Annotated in this window: 19 protein-coding genes; 4 read left to right on the top strand and 15 right to left on the bottom strand. The window is 69.4% G+C overall.

The genetic code is table 11. The features are described 5' to 3' along the window. Positions 1-33: 33 nt before the first annotated feature. From ACPXY0_RS00905 to ACPXY0_RS00860, 10 genes are all read right to left on the bottom strand, one after another. The gene (locus ACPXY0_RS00905) at positions 34-372 is read right to left on the bottom strand and encodes a F0F1 ATP synthase subunit epsilon (protein ID WP_423927588.1); all 339 of its coding nucleotides are present in this window, start codon (positions 370-372) and stop codon (positions 34-36) included. A gap of 52 nt (positions 373-424) precedes the next feature. After that, the gene (gene atpD, locus ACPXY0_RS00900) at positions 425-1,873 is read right to left on the bottom strand and encodes a F0F1 ATP synthase subunit beta (protein WP_423927586.1); all 1,449 of its coding nucleotides are present in this window, start codon (positions 1,871-1,873) and stop codon (positions 425-427) included. A 53-nt stretch (positions 1,874-1,926) separates the two neighbouring features. Beyond that, positions 1,927-2,793 carry an ATP synthase F1 subunit gamma gene (gene atpG / locus ACPXY0_RS00895; protein WP_423927584.1) on the bottom strand — a complete coding sequence of 289 codons (867 nt, stop codon included), beginning with the start codon at positions 2,791-2,793 and terminating at the stop codon, positions 1,927-1,929. 18 nt (positions 2,794-2,811) lie between these two features. After that, on the bottom strand, positions 2,812-4,449 hold the full coding sequence (gene atpA / locus ACPXY0_RS00890; RefSeq protein ID WP_423927582.1) for a F0F1 ATP synthase subunit alpha: 1,638 nt from the start codon (positions 4,447-4,449) through the stop codon (positions 2,812-2,814). A 46-nt stretch (positions 4,450-4,495) separates the two neighbouring features. Then, a complete protein-coding gene (gene atpH, locus ACPXY0_RS00885) occupies positions 4,496-5,029 on the bottom strand; it encodes an ATP synthase F1 subunit delta (RefSeq protein ID WP_423927580.1) in 534 nt (177 codons plus the stop codon). Between the two features lie 18 nt (positions 5,030-5,047). After that, positions 5,048-5,605, bottom strand: coding sequence for a F0F1 ATP synthase subunit B (gene atpF, locus ACPXY0_RS00880; protein WP_423927578.1), 558 nt, complete (start codon positions 5,603-5,605; stop codon positions 5,048-5,050). Continuing rightward, positions 5,605-5,868 (bottom strand): F0F1 ATP synthase subunit C, encoded by a 264-nt coding sequence (locus ACPXY0_RS00875; RefSeq protein ID WP_423927576.1) that lies wholly within the window; start codon positions 5,866-5,868, stop codon positions 5,605-5,607. Before ACPXY0_RS00875 ends, atpF begins: the two co-directional genes overlap by 1 nt. A 99-nt stretch (positions 5,869-5,967) precedes the next feature. Further along, positions 5,968-6,918: a F0F1 ATP synthase subunit A gene (gene atpB, locus ACPXY0_RS00870; protein WP_423927574.1), complete on the bottom strand. Its 951-nt coding sequence runs from the start codon at positions 6,916-6,918 to the stop codon at positions 5,968-5,970. Between the two features lie 20 nt (positions 6,919-6,938). Beyond that, positions 6,939-7,352 carry a hypothetical protein gene (locus tag ACPXY0_RS00865; protein ID WP_423927572.1) on the bottom strand — a complete coding sequence of 138 codons (414 nt, stop codon included), beginning with the start codon at positions 7,350-7,352 and terminating at the stop codon, positions 6,939-6,941. Continuing rightward, positions 7,349-7,660 (bottom strand): AtpZ/AtpI family protein, encoded by a 312-nt coding sequence (locus ACPXY0_RS00860; protein ID WP_423927570.1) that lies wholly within the window; start codon positions 7,658-7,660, stop codon positions 7,349-7,351. The genes ACPXY0_RS00865 and ACPXY0_RS00860 overlap by 4 nt, the downstream gene beginning before the upstream one ends. A gap of 200 nt (positions 7,661-7,860) precedes the next feature. On the opposite strand from ACPXY0_RS00860, the gene ACPXY0_RS00855 reads away from it, so the two are divergent. Together ACPXY0_RS00855 and ACPXY0_RS00850 are read left to right on the top strand one after the other, a co-directional pair. Next, positions 7,861-8,871 (top strand): AAA family ATPase, encoded by a 1,011-nt coding sequence (locus ACPXY0_RS00855; protein WP_423927568.1) that lies wholly within the window; start codon positions 7,861-7,863, stop codon positions 8,869-8,871. A 98-nt stretch (positions 8,872-8,969) separates the two neighbouring features. Then, entirely contained in the window at positions 8,970-10,193 is a 1,224-nt protein-coding gene (locus tag ACPXY0_RS00850) for a hemolysin family protein (RefSeq protein ID WP_423927566.1), read from the top strand. A gap of 36 nt (positions 10,194-10,229) precedes the next feature. Here ACPXY0_RS00850 and ACPXY0_RS00845 read toward each other — a convergent pair whose 3' ends face one another. Continuing rightward, complete coding sequence (locus ACPXY0_RS00845; RefSeq protein WP_423927564.1) at positions 10,230-11,003, bottom strand: prepilin peptidase; 774 nt, start codon at positions 11,001-11,003, stop codon at positions 10,230-10,232. A 1-nt stretch (position 11,004) separates the two neighbouring features. After that, positions 11,005-11,766 (bottom strand): TrmH family RNA methyltransferase, encoded by a 762-nt coding sequence (locus tag ACPXY0_RS00840; protein ID WP_423927562.1) that lies wholly within the window; start codon positions 11,764-11,766, stop codon positions 11,005-11,007. 83 nt (positions 11,767-11,849) lie between these two features. Here ACPXY0_RS00840 and thiD point away from each other — a divergent pair, with 83 nt between their 5' ends. Continuing rightward, on the top strand, positions 11,850-12,674 hold the full coding sequence (gene thiD, locus ACPXY0_RS00835) for a bifunctional hydroxymethylpyrimidine kinase/phosphomethylpyrimidine kinase (protein ID WP_423927560.1): 825 nt from the start codon (positions 11,850-11,852) through the stop codon (positions 12,672-12,674). Here thiD and ACPXY0_RS00830 read toward each other — a convergent pair. Together ACPXY0_RS00830 and deoC are read right to left on the bottom strand one after the other, a co-directional pair. Then, positions 12,662-15,103, bottom strand: coding sequence for an aldehyde dehydrogenase family protein (locus ACPXY0_RS00830; RefSeq protein ID WP_423927558.1), 2,442 nt, complete (start codon positions 15,101-15,103; stop codon positions 12,662-12,664). The two genes, thiD and ACPXY0_RS00830, sit on opposite strands and share 13 nt — an antisense overlap. Positions 15,104-15,130: 27 nt before the next feature. Then, positions 15,131-16,081, bottom strand: coding sequence for a deoxyribose-phosphate aldolase (gene deoC / locus ACPXY0_RS00825; RefSeq protein WP_423930756.1), 951 nt, complete (start codon positions 16,079-16,081; stop codon positions 15,131-15,133). 372 nt (positions 16,082-16,453) lie between these two features. Here deoC and katG point away from each other — a divergent pair, with 372 nt between their 5' ends. Then, entirely contained in the window at positions 16,454-18,583 is a 2,130-nt protein-coding gene (gene katG, locus ACPXY0_RS00820; protein WP_423927556.1) for a catalase/peroxidase HPI, read from the top strand. A gap of 25 nt (positions 18,584-18,608) precedes the next feature. Here the strand turns inward: katG and ACPXY0_RS00815 are convergent, their stop codons facing one another. After that, positions 18,609-19,655 (bottom strand): hypothetical protein, encoded by a 1,047-nt coding sequence (locus tag ACPXY0_RS00815; protein WP_423927554.1) that lies wholly within the window; start codon positions 19,653-19,655, stop codon positions 18,609-18,611. Between the last annotated feature and the right edge of the window lie 142 nt (positions 19,656-19,797).

Below are 19,797 nucleotides of genomic sequence, written 5' to 3'. Positions count from 1 at the left end.
GCGTCAAGGCTCGCGGCGCGCCCCGCCCCGAGGTCATTCGGCCTCGGCCGGCTCCACGTGTTCGGCCAGGACGGAGACGGTGTTGTCGAGCACATGCAGGAAGCCGCGGGCGACGCGGAATCGACGCGGTCCGTCCTCCGTGCGCACGCGCAGGAGGCCCTCGCCGAGCAGGACCACCATGGGGGCGTGCCCGTACAGGATGCCGAGCTCACCATCGTGCGCCGGCGCAACGACGGATGTCGCGGCCCCGGAAAAGGCCGCCGCGGACGGAGATATGACCGTCACCCGCAGGCGTCGTTCCGCCGACAGGTTCGCGGCTGACGGGATGTCATTCCACGGCCCGTCGTGGTCCCCGATGCGCGCCGCCGCCATCAGCCGTCTCCGTCGCGCCCCGGCGCGGCGCGGCCGTCCCGGTCGCGCCCGCTCATGCGGCCTCCGCCTCCAGCTTCCGGGCCTGCTCGATCACTTCCTCGATCCCGCCGACCATGTAGAAGGCCTGCTCCGGAAGGTGATCGAACTCGCCCTCGACCACGCGTTCGAACGATTCGATCGTCGTCTCGAGCGACACGTAGCGGCCGGGGATCCCGGTGAACTGCTCGGCCACGTGGAACGGCTGCGAGAGGAACTTCTGGATTCGCCGCGCGCGGTTCACGATAACCTTGTCCTCCTCGGAGAGTTCGTCCATCCCGAGGATCGCGATGATGTCCTGCAGGTCCTTGTAGCGCTGCAGGATCCGCTGAACCGCCGTCGCGACCCGGTAGTGGCGCTCACCCAGGAACTGCTCGCTCAGGATCCGGCTGCTCGAGTCGAGCGGGTCGACGGCCGGGTAGATGCCGAGTTCGGCGATCTGGCGCGAGAGCACCGTTTGCGAATCGAGGTGCGTGAACGCGGCGGCCGGGGCCGGGTCCGTGAGGTCGTCCGCCGGCACGTAGATCGCCTGCACCGAGGTGATCGAGCCCCTCGTCGTCGACGTGATGCGCTCCTGGAGGTTGCCCATCTCCGTGGCGAGCGTCGGCTGGTAGCCGACCGCACTCGGCATGCGGCCCAGGAGCGCGGACACCTCGGACCCCGCCTGGCTGAAGCGGAAGATGTTGTCGATGAAGAGAAGGACATCGAGACCCTCCACTTCGCGGAAATACTCCGCCACCGTGAGACCGGTGAGCCCCACGCGCAGGCGCGCGCCCGGGGGTTCGTTCATCTGTCCGTAGATGAGCGCCGTCGAATCGATGACGCCCGACTCCTTCATCTCGAGCCAGAGGTCGTTCCCCTCGCGCGTCCGCTCGCCCACGCCGCAGAAGACGGACCGGCCGCCGTGCTCCTGGGCGATGTTGTTGATGAGTTCCATGATGATGACGGTCTTGCCGACCCCGGCACCCCCGAACAGGCCCGTCTTGCCGCCCTTCACGTAGGGAGCGATGAGGTCCACGACCTTGATCCCCGTGATGAAGATCTCGGTCTTCGACTCCAGGTTCTGCAGGCTGGGGGCCTTGCGGTGGATGGGCCAGCGCTCGCTCGCCTCCACCGGCCCCATCTCATCCACCGGCTCGCCGAGGACGTTGAGGATCCGGCCCAGCACGGCCTCGCCGACGGGGGTCGTGATCGCGTGACCCGTGTCCATGACGTCCATGCCGCGCCTCACCCCGTCGGTCGCGTCCATCGCGACCGCGCGTACCTGGTTGCGGCCGATGTGCTGCGCCACCTCGCAGACGAGATCGTGCGCGGTCCCGTCATCGTCTTGCCACGACAGGGAGAGCGCGTTGTAGATCTCCGGCAGATGGTCGGGCTCGAACACGGCGTCGATCGTGGGCCCGATGACCTGCACGACCCGGCCGACGCCTCGTTTCGTCGATCCCTCAGGCGATACTTCAGACATGTGTCAGCCTCATGGTTTTCGGTTCGTGAGGGGCGTCGCCGCCCCCGTGTACGCTATCCATCGAGCGCGTCCGCACCGCCGATGATCTCCGCGATCTGATTGGTGATCTCGGCCTGGCGGGCGCGGTTGTACGTCCGCCGCAGGTTGTCGAGGAACTCGTTGGCGTTGTCCGTCGCCGACTTCATCGCCGTACGGCGGGCGGCCTGCTCCGCCGCTGCCGTCTCGAGGAGCGCGCTGTACGTCGAATTCGTGACGTAGAGCGGCAGGAGATGGTCGAGAATCCCCTCCTCCGACGGATCCAGGATGTAGGAGGGCTGCGGCCCGCTGCGCGCCCCTCCGACGCCGACCGGCAGAATCTGTCGGACCGAGGCCGGCGTGCTGACCATGTTCCGGAACTCCGCGAACACGAGCCGGACGGCATCCAGTTCGCCCGACACGAAGCGGGCGGCCAGATCCTCGATCAGGCTCTGCGCATCCTCCGTGGCCGGAGGATCCCCCAGGTCGTTGCGGGTGTGCGCCATTTCGACGCCCCGGAACCGGAAGTAGGAGATCCCCTTGTTCCCGTAGACGTGGAACTCCACGGCGGCCCCGGCTTCCCCCAGCTCCCGAAGCTGCGCCTGCGCGGTTCGGATGAGGTTCGCGTTGAAGGCACCGCACAGTCCCCGATTGCTCGTCACGAGCACGACCGCGGCCCGCGCGATGCGGTCGGGCTGCCGCAGCAGGGGCTGGGACTCCGCCAGATCCGGCGTGGCGAGCCGGGCGATCATGTCCATCAGCCGGGCCGAGTACGGGCGCGCACGGATCACCCGCCCCTGCGCCTGCGCGAGCTTGGCGGTCGCGACCATCTCCATGGTTCGCGTGATCTTCTTCGTGCTGTCGACGGACTTCATCCGCCGATAGATGTCTCTCGACTTGCTCATGCCCCCGCCCCGCCTGCCCTACGCCGTCACGGCCGCGGCCGGACTCGCCGCGGCTTCCGAACCGTCGGTGCGCGAGGTGCCGTCGTGGGCGAAGGTATCCGAGTAGAACTCGATCGCCTCGCGGAGCGCGGCTTCGGTCTCGCTCGAAATCTCCCTCTCCTCCCGGATGGCCTCTCCGACCCCTGGATGGCGTGTCCGCATGTACTCGAGGAATCCGACCTCCCAGCCGCGGAGGCTCGACACCTCGAGGTGGTCGAGGAATCCCTGCGTGGCGGCGAAGATCACCATCACCTGCTCCTCGACCGGCATCGGGTCGTACTGCCCCTGCTTGAGGACCTCGACGGTCCGCCGGCCGCGGTCCAGCTGCCGCTGCGTCGCGGCGTCAAGTTCGGTGCCGAACTGCGCGAAGGCCTCGATCTCGCGGAACTGCGCGAGGTCCAGCCGGAGACGTCCGGCGACCTTCTTCATGGCCTTGATCTGCGCGTTCCCTCCTACGCGTGAGACCGAGATCCCCACGTTCACGGCCGGACGGATGCCCGAGTAGAAGAGGTCGGTCTCGAGGAAGATCTGGCCGTCGGTAATCGAGATCACGTTCGTCGGGATGTAGGCGGACACGTCGCCGGCCGCCGTCTGGATGATCGGGAGCGCGGTCAGCGAGCCGCCGGGCCTCCTGATGTCCGGATGGCCGGCGATCGCCTCTGGATCGTCGCTGATCTTGGCGGCCCGCTCGAGCAGACGGCTGTGGAGATAGAACACGTCCCCGGGGTACGCTTCGCGCCCCGGCGGACGACGCAGGATGAGGGACGCCTCGCGGTACGCGTCGGCCTGCTTGCTGAGGTCGTCGTAGATGACGAGCACCGCGCGCCCCTCCTCGTACATGAAATACTCGCCGATCGCGCACGCTGCGTAGGGGGCCATGAACTGCATGGGCGCCGGGTCGGACGCGTTCGCGGCCACGATCACGGTGTTGTCGAGCGCCCCCTCCTCGCGGAGCCGCTCGACGATGCCGGCGACCGTCGAACCCTTCTGCCCGATCGCGCAGTAGACGCAGACGACATCCTGCCCCCGCTGGTTGATGATGGCGTCGATCGCCACGGCCGTCTTGCCCGTGCCGCGGTCCCCGATGATCAGCTCGCGCTGCCCGCGCCCGATCGGGATCATCGAGTCGATCGCCTTCAGCCCGGTCTGCAGCGGCTCGTTCACGGGCTGGCGGTAGACGATGCCGGGCGCCTTCCGGTCGACCTTCATGTAGGCCACGGTCTCGATCGGTCCGCGGCCATCGCTGGGCTGGCCCAGCGTGTCCACGACGCGGCCGAGAATGTCCGGGCCGACGGGTACCGAGAGCACGCGGCCGGTGCGCCGCACCGGGTCACCCTCCTTGAGCACGAGATAGTCCCCGAGGATCACGGCGCCGATGTTGTCTTCCTCGAGGTTCAAGGCGAGACCGATCACCGAGACCCCGGTGTGGCGGGACGTGATCTCGAGCATCTCGTTGGCGACGCACGACGAAAGACCCCAGATACGGGCCACGCCGTCCTTCACCTCGAGGACCTCGCCCACCTCCTCGACCCGAAGTTCCTCCTCGTAGCGGTCGATCTGCTCGAGCAGGGCCTTCTTGATCTCGCTCGCTCGAAGGGAGCTGTCGAAACCTGTCATCTTCTCTTCTCTATTCTCCGGTTACGAACGTCCCGGTACAGAGGTCTCAGTACAGTTCGCGGCGCATCCGCTCGAGCTGCCTCCGCAGCGAGGCGTCCAGCAACTCGTCGCCGACCCGGATGATCACGCCGCCCAGGATGTTCGGATCCACATGGAATTCGGGAACGACCTCCCGCTCGTAGCGCCGCTGGAGCGCTGCAACCACCTCGCTCCGGACGCGGTCATCCGCCTCGAACGGCAGCGTCACACTGGCCCTGACGCGCCCCGCCCGCGCGTCCAGGATATCGCGGTAGGCGCGAGCGACTCCGGGGAGAGCCCGCTGCCGGTGGCGGTCCAGCACGACCATCAGAAAGCGGACGAAGAGATCCGGCGCCCTTCCGGAAAGAGCCGCCTTGATCGCCTCCTTCTTCTCGAAGAGCGACACCGCGGGCACTTCCAGGAAGCGCTGAAACGCCGGGACGTTCGTGTACAGGTCTCCGATCTCCTCGATCAGTCGCCCGTACTCCGCCTCGCTCCCGTCCCGTGCCGCGAGCTCGAAGAGAGTCGCCGCATAGTTGCGGGCCACCGCCGACGCGCTCATCGCTCCGTCACCGGACCGCTATATGTCCGACACGAACTCGCGGACGAGCCGCCGGTTCTCCTCGGCGTCCAGCCGGGCCCGGATCAGCCGTTCGCACGCCGCCAGCGCGAGATCCACCGCATCCCGCCGGATCTCCTCGCGCAGCCGGTCCCGCTCGTGTCCGATTTCCCGTCGCGCGTCGTCGAGCATCTGGCCCTGCTGTGCTCGAGCCTCCTCGAGAATCTCCTTCCGGAGGCCGTCGGCGTGCTGCCGGGCATGTTCCAGCATCTCCCGCGCCACGCCGCGCGCCGCTTCCAGCGCGGCCTCCTGCCTGGCCAGCAACTCCTGCGCCTCATCGCGTGCGGAGAGAGCCTCGTCGATGGCGCCCTGGATCTTCTCGTGCCTCTGCTCGAGCCCTCCGGAGATGAGCGGGAAGACCCACTTCACCAGAACGAGGAGCGTGAGCCCGAACAGGATCCACGTCCACACCACGAGCCCCACATTGAGCGAGAAGATCCCCGTCCCCGTCTCCGTCTGGGCGGCCAGCTTCAGTGGCGCAGTGAACCCCGCGATCGCGCCGAGTCCGACCGAACGCATCAGATGCCCCGAATGAAGCCGGCGATCACGAGCCCGAACAGCGCTACACCTTCGATGAACACGGCGAGCACGATCGCGGCCGTCTGGATGGTCTGCGCCTCTTCGGGCTGACGGGCCATCGCTTCCGTCATGCGCCCGCCGATGAGACCGATCCCGACACCGGCCCCGAGTACCGAGAGCCCGCCTCCGACGATGGCCAGACCGATCGCGAGGCCCTGGCCGGTCGACATGGCCTCCTGTAGCAGCGTCAACATGTTCAGCATCGTTTACTCCGGTTTCCTTTCCCTGTCGGGGGTCCGGACGACACCCCCCGTTCAGTCCGCGCATCTCCGGCGCGGGAGTTTCGCGAGTCGCCTCGCGGATCAGTGTGCGTGGCGGATCAACCCAATGAACACCGACGTCAGCATCGCGAAGATGTACGCCTGCAGAAGCGCGATGAAGATCTCGAGCATCATTACGAACAGCGCGAGGCCCATCGACCCCAGGATCGTCGCGCCGCCGACCGCGGGCCCGAAGACCCCACCTTCGAGCACCATCGGACCGTAGGTAAGGATGAGCCCCATGAAGGCGAGGATGACGAAGTGGCCCGCCGTCATGTTGGCGAACAGCCGGATCGCGAGGGCCATGATCTTCGAGAACTTCGCGATCAACTCGACCGGGGCCATGATGAGCAGCGTGATCGGCTTCAGAGCCGTCGGCAGGCCCGGCGGCAGGAAGAACACCGTCTTCGCGTAGCCCACCGGTCCCAGGGCCACGAAACCCGCCGTCTCGATCACGACGAGCGCGATGATGGCCAGCGCCGCCGTGACCATGATGTTCCCCGTTGCCGTCGCGCCGAAGGGGATGAGACCGAGCAGGTTCGCATAGAGGATGAAGAAGAAGAGGGTGATGACGAGCGGGACGAACTTCTCGCCGCCACGGCCGATGTTGGCCATGACGATGTCATCCCTCAGGTACAGATAGAAGGCCTCGATCCCGTTCAGAAGACCCCGGGGCGCCTTCTCGCCCTCCTCCAGTCGCCGCGTCGAGCGGGCGGCGAGGAACATCGTGATGATGGTGAGGACGGTCGCGAACATGAGGAACAGAACATGCTTCGTGATCGAGAGGTCGATCTCGAGGCCGCCGATATGGAACGGGGCGAACTCCGGGAGAGGGATCTCGCCGAAGGGCCCGAACTCCCACACGTTCGAGTCCACGACGTGGTGCATCATGATGTCGGTGCCCCACTCCTCGGGGGCATGCGCGCCCGCCGCAGCGGCCGCAGCGGGGGCGTGCTCCTGCACCCAACCCGCCAGCTTCCCGAGGGGGGTCATCGATCTATCGAGTACCGGGTTCATCCGGTCTTTCGTTCCGTGTCGAGTTCGTCCGGCCGGCCGCCCGCCTCACCGGCTCGCCTGAGTCCGCGCGTGAGTCGAATGGCCTCGCCCCACAACAACACCAACACCGCGATCGCGTAGGCGATCGGCAGGTCGGGCGTCGCCGCCCCGGACCATGCCAGCCCCGCCGCCACGATCAGCCCTCCCGCGCGGAGGGCGATCCCGCCCAGCCAGGGCTTCGTCGCCTTCCGTCCGGCGACCAGCGCCCGGTCCAGCGGGCCCATCGCCGCGACCTGGATCACCCAGGCCGTGGCGATGCCCCACGCGCGCTCGCCGCCGCCCGCCAGGGCCGCGGCCACCGTGGCCAGCCCCAGCGTGACCAGCGCGTACATCAGCCGCCCGCGCGACGGGCCGCCTCGGCGACCGCTCAAGCGCCGGAGTCCGTTTCATCGGCCTCATCGGCCGCGGACGCCGCGCGTCGGGCCGCCAGCCGGCCGAACAGGCTGTAGCAACTCCCCGCGAACCCCGCGAACACGCCGAGAAGCACGAAGAGGGGTGCGGTCCCGAGACGGCCATCCAGCCAGTTGCCGCCGACGGCAAGGAGCGCGATCGCCAGGCCCATGGCGATGCCGAGGCTCGCGAACTCGCTGCCCGCCGCCTTCGCGTACAGGCGTACGGCGCGCTCCTCGGGTTCTTCAGGTTCCGGCCGGTTCGCCGACCCGCGATACGGCTGTCGCATGGGGTGACATCTCCATCGCCCGCGCCGCGCCGCCACCGCTTGTGAAAAAATTCGCAATCCCGGTTTCGCTTGACGCTGGGCAGAGAAAGCCTACGTTGCTGCGACCATATTGAGGGTTCCTCGCCCACCCCGAAACGGCCTCGCTTGCAGGGGCTGCCGGCGACCCTTCCCGTCCACTCGCGCCCTGGAGCCGAAACGAGTTGGAAGCCGGTCGCAGAGTCGAGACAGATGACGTTCGGCTTCTCCGGGAACTGGGTGACGCACGCCTGAAGCTCGAGGGGGAAGTCGGAAAGCGGATCATCGGCCAGCGGGAGGTCGTCGAGAAGCTTCTCATCACGCTGCTGGCCGACGGGCACGCGCTTCTCGTGGGTGTCCCCGGACTCGCCAAGACTCTCCTCGTCTCCACCCTCGCGGAGGCCCTCCACCTGGAGTTCAGCCGCATCCAGTTCACGCCCGACCTGATGCCCTCCGACATCACCGGGACGGAGGTCCTTCAGGATGACAAGCGCACCGGCCAGCGCCATTTCGCCTTCGTCCGGGGGCCGATCTTCGCCGACGTGATTCTGGCGGACGAGATCAACCGCACGCCGCCCAAGACCCAGGCCGCGCTTCTGCAGGCGATGCAGGAGGGCGAGGTCACGGTCGGGAGCGAGACCTTTCCCCTCGGCCGGCCGTTCTTCGTGCTCGCGACGCAGAATCCGATCGAGCAGGAGGGCACGTACCCGCTGCCGGAAGCGCAACTCGACCGCTTCATGTTCGAACTGCGGATCGGCTACCCGACGGCCGAGGAGGAGTCGGTCATCGCGGACATGGGGTCGAGCGGAGCGCCGGCGAGCGTGAACCCGGTCGTGACCGCGGGCCAGCTCCTCGACTATCAGGCGCTGGTGCAGCGGGTACCGGCCTCGCCATCCGTCGTCGACTACGCGGTACGTCTGGCGCGGGCCACCCGACCGCGGGAGGAATCGTCCCCCGATTTCGTGCGCAGAATGGTCAGCTGGGGCGCGGGGCCGCGCGCCTCCCAGCACACCGTGCTCGCCGCGAAGGCCCGCGCGGTGCTCGATGGCCGGCCCGTGCCGAATCTCGACGACGTGAGAGCCGTGGCGCCCGCCGTCCTCAGGCATCGGGTCGTTCCCGGCTTCGAGGCCGAGGCCGAGGGGCGGACCGCGGACGACATCGTCGCGGAGCTGATCGAGCACAGTCGCAACTGGTAGAACTTGGACGAAACCGACAGTACGGGCGCCTCACCGCCGGGTCGTGAACAGGCGGCGCGACGCGGGATCCTCCCGCGAGCCGCCGGGGTGCGACGCCGGTGATCGGCACCCTCGCGCTCCTCGCGCTCCTCCTCGTCCTGTCGGGCTTCTTTTCCGGCACCGAGATCGCGCTCTTCTCGCTCGGTGAGACGAGGGTCCGGGCGCTCGCGCGGGAGCAGCGCCCCGGAGCGCGCACGCTGGAGAAGCTGAAGCAGCACCCCGAGCGACTGCTCATCACGATCCTGATCGGGAACAACGTCGCCAACATCGGGGCCGCCGCGGTCGCCACCTACACCGCGACCGAGATGTTCGGCACCGCCGGGGTGGGTCTCGCGACGGGCGTGATGACGCTTCTCGTCCTCTTCTTCGGAGAGGTCACGCCGAAGAGCTTCGCGGCGCGCAACGCCGAACGCCTGTCGCTCCTCGCGGCTCCCGTCATCGGGGGGCTCGGACGTTTGCTCCTGCCGCTGGTCCTGCCTCTGGAATGGCTCGTCGGGCGGGTGCTGCCCGAGGCGGAGTCGGCCACGCACGTGAGCGAGTGGGAGATCCGCACCATGGCGCGCCTCGGCCAGCAGGCGGGCGACATCGAGGCGCACGAGCGCCAGTTCATCGACCGGGTGTTCACCCTGGACCGGCTCCGTGCGAGGGAGATCATGACCCCGCGGGTCGACATCCTCGCGTGGGAGGACTCGCGCCGCCTCGGCGACATCGAGGACGAACTGTCCGACCTCCGCTTCAGCCGGATCCCCGTGTACGGCGACTCGCTGGATGACGTCACGGGCGTGCTGTACCGGACCGAGGCGTACCGGGCGCTCCTCGACGGGCAGCGGGATGTTCCGCTCTCGAAACTCGCCCGGGAACCCTACTTCGTGCCCGAGACGATCACCCTGATCGGACTTCTGGAGCAGTTCCGGGCGCGCCGGGTGCACATGGCGCTGATCGTCGACGAACACGGCGGGGTCGACGGGCTCGTGACGATGGAGGACATCCTCGAGGAACTCGTCGGCGACATCGAGGACGAGACGGACGAACCGGGGGAGTCGATCGTGGCGCTCGGCCGGAACGAAATCCTCTTGAAGGGGGCGACGGAACTTCGGGAGATCAACCACTTCTTCGGGACTTCGTTCCCCGTGCTCGAGCACCGCTCCCTCAACGGGTTTCTGCTCGGCGAACTCGGACGGGTTCCGGAAGCGGGCGAGGTCCTGGACCACGGCGACGTGCGGATCCATGTGGTCGAGACCACGGACACGCAGGTGACCCGCGCACGCATCCGCCGGCGCTAGCCGCTCGTATCGGCGGGCGCGGCCAGCCGCTCCCGGTCAGCCGCTCGCGGACGTGACGAGACGCAGATACGCGTCGATCAGCGCATCACCGAACAGGAACGAGACGGCGGCGCCCAGAGCGAGGAACGTCCCGAACGGAACCGGCTTCCCGGTCCGGAGGGAGATCGGTCCGAAGACGACGGAGCCGGCCAGCGCACCCAGGAAGATGGTGAGGAGGACACCGTCCGGGCCCAGGAAGGCCCCCACCATCGCGATCAGCTTCACATCGCCTCCGCCGAGGGCGGGTTTGCCGAAGGCCTTCTCGCCGAGGCGCCCCACGACGAACAGGATCCCGAAGCCGAGTGCCGCGCCGCCGGCCGCGGCGAGCGGCGTCGTGAGGCCCGGCAGGAGCGACGCGGCGAGCCCCGCCGCGAGTCCGCCGAGGGAGAGCGGATCGGGGATCACGTAGTGCAGCGCGTCGGTGACCGCGATCCCGAGCAGCAGCGTAAACAGGACCGCGCCGCTGAGGGCGGCGGCCGACGCCCCGTACTGCCACGCCATGCCGACCCAGATGCCCAGCGTCGCGAGTTCGACCGCCGGGTAGCGCCAGGAGATCCGGTCCGCACAGTCGCGGCACCTCGCGCGCAGGAGCACCCAGGAGACGACGGGGATGTTGTCGAACCAGCGGACTGTCGCGCCGCAGGCCGGGCAGCGGCTGCGCGGGCGGACCACGCTCTCGCCGGCGGGCATGCGGGAGATGCACACGTTGAGAAAGGAACCGGCCGCGGCGCCGGCCAGCGCGGCGCACGCGAGGAGGGCGGCGTCGGCCACGTCAGGTGGGGTCGCGCAGCCGGTCGAGGAGGATCGCCCCGGCCGCGGCCACGTTCAACGACTCGACGCCCCGGGCCAGCGGCACGGAAACCAGGCGCTCGGCCGCCGCGAGGAGGGCGGCGGAGACGCCGTGCGCCTCGCTCCCGAGCGCGAGGGCGACCGGACCGCGGGGGGCGTGCCCCAGCGGCGGCGCGTCGGCCGCCGCGGCCCAGATCGGGAGGCCTCTGCCGGCGAGACGGGCCACGGCGTCCGCGACGTCGGTCCTGAACACCGGGCCGCGGAGCGCCGCCCCGGCGGAGGCTCGCAGCGCCTTGGGCCCCCACGGATCGGCGGTGTCCCCGACGCCGACGAGGCCGGCCGCCCCGAGCGAGACGGCGGTACGCACGAGCGTGCCGACGTTCCCGGGATCCTGCACGCCGTCGAGGAGCACGATCGTCCCCGGGCCGATGTCGTCCCACCCGTACGACGGGATCTCGCCGATCGCGACCACGGGCTGCGGAGTGGCCGCGTCCGCGAGGGCCGCGATGAGCGCCGCGGGGACGGCTTCCGTGCGCACACCCTGCCGCGCCGCGCGGTCAAGCAGATCCCGCACCGGCGGCGTGGCCGGTGCCGCGTCCGCGTACAGCACCGCGACCGTGCGGCCCCGCCAGTCGAGCATCTCACCCACGAGGCGGCGCCCCTCCGCCAGGAAGCACCCGGTCTCCCGGCGCCCCTTGCCGCGGTGCAGCGACCGCCACGCCTTCACCTCCGCTCGAGTCGGCATACCGTGTAGTTTACGCCGCGGCGAAACCGATTGTCATCGAGGTCATGGCGGGCGGAGGGTCCGGCCCCGTGGAGTCCAGCATCATGCCGAACGTGAAAACGCCATCGACGGCCCTTGCCACGGCCCTCACCATCGCGGGCAGCGATTCGGGGGGCGGGGCCGGCATCCAGGCCGACCTCAAGACGTTCCACACGTTCGGCGTCTTCGGCGCGAGCGCGGTCACCGCCGTGACCGCGCAGAACACGATCGGGGTTCAGGCCGTCCAGGCGCTCGACCCCGCGATCGTGCGCCGGCAGATCGAGTCGGTGCGGTCGGACCTCCGACCCGCAGCCGCGAAGACCGGGATGCTTGCCCACGCAGGCATCGTGAGGGCGGTCGTCGAGGGGCTCCGCGGCTTCGCCGAACCGCTCGTCGTCGACCCCGTGATGGTGGCCACGAGCGGCGACCGGCTCCTCGACCCGGCGGCGGTCGATGCGATCCTGGACGAACTCGTACCCCTCGCCGCCCTGGTGACGCCGAACCTGCCCGAGGCGGAGATCCTCGCGGGCCGGCCCGTGCGGACGCTCGAGGAGATGTCGGCGGCGGCCCGGGCGATCGTCGCACGGGGCGCCGGAGCCGCACTCATCAAGGGCGGGCACGGGAGCGGCGAGGAGGTCGTCGACCTGCTGTGGGACGGCGAGCGCGAGCGGGTGTGGCGCAGCCCCCGGATCCGGACGACGGAGACGCACGGCACGGGGTGCACGCTATCGGCGGCGATCACCGCCGGACTGGCCGACGGCTTCGCGCTCGAACCCGCCATCGAACGGGGACTCGCGTTCACGCACGCGGCCATCGCCTCGGCTCCGGGTCTGGGGGCGGGCCGCGGCCCGCTCGATCATTGGGCGACCCCGGGCCGCTATTCCCCGTAGGGCACCCAGATGTTCTTCACCTGCGAGGCATGACGGAGAAACTCGCGTCCCTCGGCCTCCGGCCCGAACCAGTCGCGGCCCCGTCCGCTCACCCAGGTGCGCTTGAGGTTGGAGGCGGAACGGCGCTCCACGTCCGCGGCCCCCTCGTCCGAGCCGAAGTACCACATCCCGTCGACCGCGTCGTGGCTGGCGAGGACGGGCCTCAACTCCTCCTCGAGCCCCGTGAGGATGTTGATGACCCCGGGCGGGACATCCGACGTCTCCAGCACCTGGTAGAGATCCGTGGCGAGGAGCGGCCACCGTTCCGAGGCGACGGCCACGACCGAGTTTCCGAGGGCGACGGGCGGGATCACGGTGGAGATGAAGCCGAGCAGTGCGGGCTCCGGCGGGCACACGACCGCCATGGCGCCGAGCGGTTCGGGCATGGCGAGCGTAACGTTGCGGAACGGGGTCCGGTGGACCGCGCCGTCCCATTTGTCCGCCCACGCGGCGTAGGTGAACAGGCGCCGCACCGACGCCTCGACTTCCCGATCCGCGGTCTCGGCGTCGCAGGCCGTGAGCGCGTGGAGCCGCTCCGCGAACGCCGCCCGCCGGGCCGCGAGATTCTCCCCCACGTAGTAGAGGATCTGCGCCCTCAGGTGCGCCGTCGTGCGCGCCCACCCGGTGGCGAGCGCCGCCTCGACGGCGTTGCGCGCGTCCTTGCGGTTTCCGCGCGCCACCTCACCGGCCGTCCGCCCCCGGTGGTCGCGCACCTTGAGGCTGTATCCCCCGTCCGGCCGGACCTGGCGACCCCCGATGAAGAGCTTCGCCGTCCGGTCGATCCCGGGCGGCGCGGCGCGACTCCGCTCCTCTGCGGCGGCTTCCCGCTCCGTCCGGAGCGCCGTCCCGGCCCCGGTGCTCGCCCCCGTCCCCTCCCCGGAGCCGTCGTCCGCGGGCTCCTCCCCGCCCTCCACGCGCAAACGGACGTACTCCCACAGCCCCTCCCGGCCGCCCTCGCGGCCGAACCCGCTCTCGCGGTAGCCTCCGAACCCCGACGCGGCGTCGAAGGCGTTCGTGCAGTTGATCCAGACCGTTCCGGCCCTGATCCGCGCGGCGATGTCGAGGGCCAGGTTCACGTTCTCGGTCCAGACGCTCGCCGCGAGGCCGTAGCGCGTGTTGTTGGCGAGGGTGACCGCCTCGGCGGGAGTGCGGAAGGTCATCTGGACGACGACCGGCCCGAAGATCTCCACCTGGGCGATGGCCGCGGCCGGGGAGACATCGGTGCACAGCGTGGGCGGATAGAACCACCCCGTGCGCGGGGCGCTCCACGAGGGCTGCCAGATCGTGGCGCCCTCCTGCCGCCCCTCCTCGACCAGCGACTCGATCTTGCGGAGTTGGACGGGGGCGATGATCGCCCCGATGTCGACGCCCTTGTCGAGCGGGTCGCCCATGCGGAGCGTCTCCATGCGGGCGCGCAGCCGCTCGGCGAGCGCGTCGGCGATCCCCTCCTGCGCGAGGATCCTCGAGCCGGCGCAACACACCTCCCCCTGGTTGAACCAGATCGCGTCGACCACGCCCTCGACGACGCTGTCGAGGTCCGCGTCGTCGAACACGACGAACGGCGACTTCCCACCCAGTTCGAGCGAGATCTTCTTCCCCGTCCCCGCCGTCGCCGCGCGGATGATCCGCCCGACCTCCGTCGAGCCGGTGAAGGCGATCTTGTCGACGTCCGGGTGCTCGACGATCGCCGCCGCCGTCCGGCCGTCGCCGGTGACGATGTTCACGACGCCAGGCGGGAGTTCGATCTCCCGGCAGAGTTCGGCGAAGCGGAGCGCGGTCAGCGAGGTGAACTCGGCCGGCTTGAGGACGACCGTGTTCCCGGTGGCGAGGGCGGGCGCGATCTTCCACGCGAGCATGAGGAGCGGGAAGTTCCAGGGGATGATCTGGCCCGCGACCCCCAGCGGTTCGCAGTCGGCGAGTTCCGAGTCCATGAGCTGGGCCCAGCCCGCATGATGATAGAAGTGTCGCGCGACGAGGGGGATGTCGATGTCCCGCGACTCCCGGATCGGCTTCCCGTTGTCGAGCGTCTCGAGCGTGGCGAAGTGCCGGGCGTGCTTCTGCACTTGGCGCGCGATCGCGTACAGGTAGCGCGCGCGTCCGTGTCCCCCGAGGTCCCGCCACGCCGGCTGCGCCGCCCGGGCCGCCGCCACCGCGCGGTCCACATCCTCGGCCGAGCCCTGGGCGATCTCCGCCAGCCGCTCCTCGTTGCTCGGGTCGAGGCTCGGGAAGAACCCGGACTCCGACGGTTCGCTCCACCCTCCGTCGATGAAGTGCCCGAACCGCGGCCCGCGCGCCTCGATCCAGGCTCGGGCCTCGTCCGCCGCTTCGGGGGCGGGACCGTACTCCATCGTCTCGAACAGTTCCGCGATCTTCGGCGCGATCTTCGTCATCGTCCTCAACCCCGTCTCAACCCGTCCTCAGCCCAGCGGGTGCCGGTGGTATGCGGAGTACCGGCCCGTCGCCCGGTGTTCCAGCTGCCGTTCGATGTCCGCGAGCAGCGAACTCGCCCCGATCCGGAACAGCGACCGGTCGAGCCACGGCGCGCCCAGTTCTTCCTTCACGAGGATGAGCCACTCGAGCGCCTGCTTCGCCTTCCCGACCCCGCCCGCCGGCTTCAGCCCCACGTGGAAGCCGGAGAGGCGCCGGTAGGCTCGGATCGCGCGCGCCATCACGAGACCGACCGGCAGCGTCGCGTTGACCTTCTCCTTCCCTGTCGACGTCTTGATGAAGTCGGCCCCGGCCATCATGCAGGTCCAACTCGCCCGTGCGACGTTACGCAGGCTGCCGAGTTCCCCCGTGGCGAGGATCGTCTTCAGGTGCGCCTCGCCGCACGCCTCGCGGAAGGCCCGCACCTCGTCGTACAGCGCCGGCCAGTCTCCGGTGATCGCGTGACGTCGGGTGATGACGATGTCGATCTCGCGGGCCCCCGCCTCGACCGCCCGATGGATCTCCTGCACGCGCTGCTCGAACGGGGTCAGGCCTGCGGGAAATCCGGCGGCGACCGCGCACACGGGTATGTCGGCCCCCGCGAGCGCCTCGACGGCGGCCGGCACCATCGTCGGGTAGACGCAGAGCGAGGCCACGCGCAGGCCGAGATCTTCCGCTCCCAGCGCCTCCAGCAGGTCGGGACGCACCGGACGGCGGGCCTTGGCGGCGAGGCGGGCCACCCGCCCCGGGGTGTCGTCGCCGGAGAGGGTCGTGAGGTCGATCATCGTCACGGCGCGGAGCAGCCAGGCGGCCTGCCACTCCTTCTTGATGCTGCGGCGCTTCCCCAGGGTGGCGGCCCGGCGTTCGATCGCGCTCCGGTTGGCGGCCCGCTCCCGGATCAGATCGAGGTCGAGCGGCACCCCCGCGTTGCGCGCCCGCATGGGGACCACGTCGGCTCCCCCGGCCTCGGTGGAGTGTTCACCGGATCGCCCGACCGTGTGCAGCGCAAGGCTCCGATCTCTTGTATCGGGCATGAGGCTCCGGCTTCGGGCTGCGGGTAGCGTGGGGTGATGGTTCGATGCCGTCGAATATCGCTCGCTCCCGCACCGTGGGCGAGCCGGCGCTGGCGGTCGCGGCCGTTCCGCCGTACGTCGATGGGCCCGAAGCGGCTGCCGGAGCACCCTGGGCGCCCTTCCGGGGTGGTTTGTCGCCGCGGGAGTTTGGAGCTACAAGTTGGAGGAGAACCTTCCGCGGCCCGCCGCTCGCTTCCGTGACGGGCTGCGACCTGGCCGTTGACCATCTGGAGAGATCCCATGACTACGAACCAAACCTGGTGGCCGAACCAGCTGAGCCTGAAGGCTCTTCGTCAAAACTCTCCCGCATCGGACCCGATGGGCGGGGACTTCAACTATGCCGAGGCGTTCAGGAACGTCGACGTTGCCGAGTTGAAGAAGGACGTCGAGCGGGTGATGACGACCTCCCGGGACTGGTGGCCGGCCGACTACGGCCACTACGGGCCGCTCTTCATCCGCATGACGTGGCACGCCGCAGGCACGTACCGCATCACTGACGGCCGCGGCGGCGGCGGCTCGGGCCACCAGCGCTTCGCGCCCCTGAACAGCTGGCCCGACAACGGAAACCTGGACAAGGCGCGTCGCCTGCTGTGGCCGGTCAAGCAGAAGTACGGCCGCGACCTCTCGTGGGCCGACCTCATCATCTTCGCCGGCAACTGCGCCCTGGAGTCGATGGGGTTCAGGACGTTCGGGTTCGGCTTCGGCCGCCCCGACGTGTGGGAGGCCGACGAGACGGACTGGGGTTCCGAGACCGAGTGGCTCGGGGACGAACGTCACGATGACGACGGGGAGCTCCAGGAAGGGCTCGGCGCCGACCACATGGGTCTGATCTACGTGAACCCGGAGGGGCCGGGCGGAGAGCCGGACCCCGCGGCGGCCGCGAATTTCATTCGCACCACCTTCGCCCGCATGGCGATGAACGACGAGGAGACGGTCGCGCTCATCGCCGGCGGCCACACCTTCGGCAAGGCGCATGGCGCCGGGCCCGAGTCCCACGTCGGTCCCGAACCGGAGGGCGCCGGTGTGGACGCACAGGGCTTCGGCTGGCGAAGCGGTCACGGCAGCGGCAAGGCCGGCGACACGATCACCAGCGGCCTGGAGGGCGCCTGGACCACCCACCCCACGCGGTGGGACAACAACTTCATGGAGAACCTGCACGATCACGAGTGGGAGCTGACGAAGAGCCCCGCCGGCAAGTCGCAGTACACGCCGGTCAACGCAGCCCATGCGGCCACCGTGCCGGATGCACACGAGCCGTCCAGGAAGCACGCCCCCATGATGCTCACGACGGACCTCTCGCTGCGCATGGACCCCGCCTACGCCCCGATCGCGAAGCACTTCCTCGAGAATCCGGCGGACCTCGAAGACGCCTTCGCGAAGGCGTGGTTCAAGCTGCTCCACCGCGACATGGGGCCGCGCAGCCGGTATCTCGGACCGCTGGTCCCCGCGGAGCCGCAGTTGTGGCAGGACCCTGTGCCCGACGTCGACCACGAGTTGATCGACGAGCAGGAGATCGCGGACCTCAAGGCCAGGGTCCTCGCTTCGGGCGTGTCCGTTTCCCGGCTGGTTTCGACCGCCTGGGCGTCGGCGTCGTCGTTCCGCGGCACCGACAAGCGCGGTGGCGCGAACGGAGCACGCCTCCGCCTCGCGCCGCAGAAGGACTGGAAAGCGAACGATCCGGCCGAGTTGGCGAGTGCGCTGGGGACGCTGGAAGAGATTCAGGCGGAGTTCAACGACGCGCAGACCGGCGGCATGCGGGTCTCCCTCGCCGACCTCATCGTCCTCGCCGGGTGCGCGGGCGTCGAAGAGGCCGCGCGCGAGGCCGGGCACGAGGCGCAGGTCCCCTTCTCCCCGGGGCGCACGGACGCGTCGCAGGAATGGACCGACGCGGAATCGTTCGCCGTACTCGAACCCGCCGCGGACGGGTTCCGCAACTACGCCAAGGACGGCAACGGAGCGTCGGCGGCCGAGCAGCTCGTGGAGCGGGCGTGCATGCTGACGCTGAGCGCGCCCGAGATGACGGCGCTGATCGGTGGCATGCGCGTCCTGAACGCCAATACGGGGCAGTCCGCGCACGGCGTCTTGACGCACCGGCCGGGAGCCCTGACGAATGATTTCTTCGTGAACCTGCTCGACATGAGCACCGAGTGGCAGGCCTCCGCATCCGACGGCGTGTTCGAGGGCCGCGACGCGTCCGCCGGTGACCTAAAGTGGACCGCCACCGAGGTGGACCTCGTGTTCGGTTCGAACTCAGAGCTCCGAGCCATCGCGGAAGTCTACGCCTGCGACGACGGACGGGAGGCGTGCGTGCGCGACTTCGTGGCCGCCTGGAACAAGGTGATGAACCTCGACCGCTACGACCTCGCCTGATCGCGGAGCAGCCGACGTTGGTGCGCTACGGCACGATCTCGTAGCGCACCACGTACGGGATGTCGAGCGCGTCCCTCTCCACGACCCAGGCCTCGGTCCGGTTGGCCGCCGACACGCGCGATGTCGTGGGAAGCCGCACCCGGCCGATGCTCGCTCCCGAGGCATCCAGCACGAGCCACTCGCGCACCCCATCTTCGTCCGGCCCGGCCAACCACGTCGTGCCATCGCTCCCCACGCGAACAGTGGTAACCGGCGGAAAATACCGGCGTTGCTCATAGAACTCGCGGAGGGCCCTTGCATGAGCTGCGCGATCAACAACGTTTGGCCGATCCAGGATCGCGCTAATCTCGTCAGCGAAAAAACCCTCCGGAACTCGACGAGGCTCATAGCCGATGCGACGTCGAAACAGTGTGTCACCCAGAACGCCGATTCTCGCCACCTCGACCTCCGCGGACCCCGAACCCTCCCAGCTCCTGCGCTTGACCTGGACCGCGCCCGATCCGTCGGGCGTGAAGGTTATCAGGTCGTCGTCCGACAGCGAATGCGCCAGATACATTCGCGCGCCGGGTGCGAGTCCAGCCCTGATCTCGACGGGCCCGCCTCCGAGCGAGAGCAGGGCCAGCGTGTCGCGCAGGGAGCCCGTGGTGTCCGAAACGAGCTGCGGCAAGCGTGAAATACCCCCCCGCGCGGTGCCCCTGATTGCCGAGAAGGTCGGGGATCCGACCAGCTCGCCGTTGGCAAGGATAGCTCTGGGCACCACGCTCAAGAAGTGGTCCGCCAGCGGAGCGTCCACGTTATACGGGATTGTTTCGGCCTCGCCGTTCGCGACATCGAACAGCGTGAAGCGCCTCAAGGTGGGATCAGCAACCCACAGCCGTGACCGATGCCAGCCCATCGATGACGGAGTCATCAACTCTCCCGGGCCCTCACCTCGACCGCCGAGATCACGAACGAACTCCCCCGCTCGCGTGAATACCCGGACTCTCCCCTCCCGGGCCAGCAGCACGTACACGTAGTCGTCGTCCGTCAGCACGTCCCTCACCGCAGACAGGCCATAGACCGGGTCGTCCACGCTTCCAATCGCGGCAACCCGCCGAAGGGACCATTCCGGCGTCTGGCCTTGAACCGCGCCGGACGCCAGATGGATGCCGCACGCGAACACCAACCCAAGTATCACACGACTGATGACCCGTCTGTGCGTCTCAAGCATGTCG

This window comes from Candidatus Palauibacter sp. (assembly GCF_965237495.1).
In the GTDB taxonomy this organism is placed as follows: domain Bacteria; phylum Gemmatimonadota; class Gemmatimonadetes; order Palauibacterales; family Palauibacteraceae; genus Palauibacter.
Note: the sequence above shows the minus strand (reverse complement) of the source record. Positions and strands in the feature narration are given on the sequence as shown.